Below are 1707 nucleotides of genomic sequence, written 5' to 3'. Positions count from 1 at the left end.
CCGTGAACGCCTCATTCAGGTGAACAGAGAATTTCGTGAGGCAATCAAAGAGCTGGTGGCAGAAAGAAAAATTTCTCGCCGTGGAATCATGGTATCTGCAGGCTCAAGTTCCACGTTTATTTTGACGCAATACCGAGGCAAGCCCAAGCTCTTTGCTTGTGGAGCGAATGGGTATGGCCAACTGGGTCTGGGGGATCAAAATAACGAGAGCAGCCTGCGGACCGTGAAGCGTCCCAAAAACCTCAACTCACTGGAGGGTGTCGTCGCAGGTGCTCAGCACACTATTGTCTTTGGACGCGATAGCAAGGGTAAGTCACTGCTCTTTGCCTGTGGAAGAAACAGCTTCGGCGAACTGGGGCTGGGGCATCAAAACCACCAGAGCAGCCTGCAGCGCCTTGAGATTCCTGAAGCACTCAACTCACTGGAGGGTGTCGCCGCAGGCGCGGGCCACACCCTTGTCTTTGGCCGCGACAACAAAGGCAAGCCACTGCTATTTGCCTGTGGAAGCAACGTGGGTGGCCAACTGGGGCTTGGGGATAAAAACGACCGGAGCAGCCTGCAGTCCGTTGAGCTTCCCAAAGAACTCAATTCACTGGAGGGTGTCATCGCAGGTGCTCACCACACTATTGTCTTTGGACGCGACAGCAAGGGTAAGTCACTGCTCTTTGCCTGTGGAAGAAACATCTTCGGCCAACTGGGGCTGGTGGATAAAAACGACCGGAGCAGCCTGCAGTCCGTTGAGCTTCCGGAAGAACTCAATTCACTGGAGGGTGTCGTCGCAGGTGCAGGCCACACCCTTGTCTTTGGCCGTGATAGCAATAAAAAACCACTGCTCTTTGCCTGTGGAGCGAACTTTTACGGCCAACTGGGGCTGGGAGATGATGACAACCAGAATAGCCTCCAGCCAGTAATACTTCCGAAAGACCTCTACTCACTGGAGGGTGTCGTCGCAGGTTACGATCACACCCTTGTCTTTGGCCGCGACAGCCTCGGAAAGCCACTGCTCTTTGCCTGTGGAAGAAACATCTTCGGCCAACTGGGGCTGGGGCATCAAAACAACCAGAGTAGCCTGCAGCGCCTTGAGCTTCCTGAAGCACTAAACTCACTGGAGGGTGTCGTCGCAGGTTACGGCCACACCCTTGTCTTTGGCTGCGACAGTTTAGGTAAGCCAGTGCTCCTTGCCTGTGGACACAACGAGCATCGCCAACTGGGGCTCAAGCATCAAAACAACCAGAACCGCCCGACCACTGTCCCAAAACCCGTTATCTGCGACAGGGAAAAATACCGTCTTAAAGTGGCAATAGAGAGCCACGTGCAAACGCTGAGCAATGAATTCAGCTGGTTTGGATTGAAAAAAAGCCCTCAGGATAAAATTAAGATGCTCAAACAACTCTGTGAAAACCTTGAGCAAGTGGATAATCCAAACTCAAAAAAAGAGCTCTGGGAGACAATGGGTGCCTTTTTAGAAGAACATAAACAAACCATCAAAGAGCACCGCAATCCCTTCAGAAAGTGGTGCTTTTTTAGCCCTGAATCCCCCACCCGCACCGAAACATTTCTCACTGAGAAAATGAACAGCCTGAACACTTAAGTGTTAGTGGCATTTTAAACAATAAAATGCCACTCATTTTTCTACTATTGGCCCAAAGAAAGCTGTTGCCAAACGAGCCCCAGATAGGTGTCATTTAATTTTATAACAATCTTTCA

Annotated in this window: 1 protein-coding gene; it reads left to right on the top strand. The window is 51.0% G+C overall.

What is annotated here, in order from left to right:
* Positions 1-1591, top strand: a 1591-nt coding sequence (locus tag Lwal_RS15185; RefSeq protein ID WP_193787243.1) for an RCC1 domain-containing protein, incomplete at its 5' end; no start/stop codon positions are given.
* Positions 1592-1707: the final 116 nt, after the last annotated feature.

This window comes from Legionella waltersii (genome assembly GCF_001468085.1).
GTDB classification, from domain to species: domain Bacteria; phylum Pseudomonadota; class Gammaproteobacteria; order Legionellales; family Legionellaceae; genus Legionella; species Legionella waltersii.
The sequence above is the reverse complement of the archived record's forward strand: the minus strand, read 5'-3'. Positions and strand labels throughout refer to the sequence as shown.